This is a genomic window from Nocardia beijingensis NBRC 16342, from assembly GCF_001612785.1.
GTDB classification, from domain to species: domain Bacteria; phylum Actinomycetota; class Actinomycetes; order Mycobacteriales; family Mycobacteriaceae; genus Nocardia; species Nocardia beijingensis.
This window is the reverse complement of record NZ_BDBC01000109.1, coordinates 1-747: the sequence shown is the minus strand read 5'-3', so window position 1 is coordinate 747 and position 747 is coordinate 1. Positions and strand designations below refer to the sequence as shown.

General features: G+C 67.7%; 2 protein-coding genes. One reads left to right on the top strand and one right to left on the bottom strand.

The window, feature by feature from the left end:
* On the top strand, positions 1-449 hold a 449-nt coding region (locus tag NB3_RS33815; protein ID WP_067811571.1), incomplete at its 5' end, for a hypothetical protein.
* 45 nt (positions 450-494) lie between these two features.
* Here the strand turns inward: NB3_RS33815 and NB3_RS33810 are convergent.
* Positions 495-747 (bottom strand): glycosyl hydrolase family 65 domain-containing protein (locus NB3_RS33810; RefSeq protein ID WP_157112177.1); only part of this gene is annotated, 253 nt, incomplete at its 5' end.

Below are 747 nucleotides of genomic sequence, written 5' to 3'. Positions count from 1 at the left end.
GAGAGCATGTCGAAGTGGAAGTCGTGAACGTGGTGGCGGCGGCGGAAGTGTGCGCGACGGTGAACCTGCTCGTGGTCGGCGGCCCTACTCACGCCTTCGGGCTCAGCCGCCCGCAGACCCGCCGCGACGCCGCCAAGCTCACCAATGCTCCGGTCGCGACCGCCATCGGTGTCCGGGAATGGCTCGCGGCCGCACTGCCGGTCTCGGCGGGCCACCGAGCGCTGGCCTTCGGCACCAAGGTCGCCAAACCGCCCTGGCTGCCGGGCTCGGCCGCACGCGGTATCGGGAAACGACTATGCCGCTTGGGCTATTCGCTCGCCGATCAGCCGGTGGATTTCCTCGTCGCCGATACGACCGGCCCGCTCCTACCGGGCGAGCTGGACCGCGCTCGGGTGTGGGCCACCCGAATCGCCCACACCGAACTCGACCGAAGGATGCACCACACCTGACGGTGTATCGACGCGAATCAGTGTTCGCGTGACCATCCCAACGATTCATCCCGCCGATCCAGGTACCGAGTTCACCAGCCGGACCGTCTCCCCTGGCGTCAGGCGTGTGGTCTGATCCCGGCAAGTGATCTCGATCGGCGGCGACGGGCCGGGATCGGAGCTGACCTCGACGCCATCACCGCTGACCCGCACGGTCAGCCGATGGCCGCGATAGATCATGGGGAAACACAGGGCACCGAGCGATTGCGGCCAGTAAGGGCAGAACACCAACCGGTCGCGGCGCAGTTCCATCCCGGTG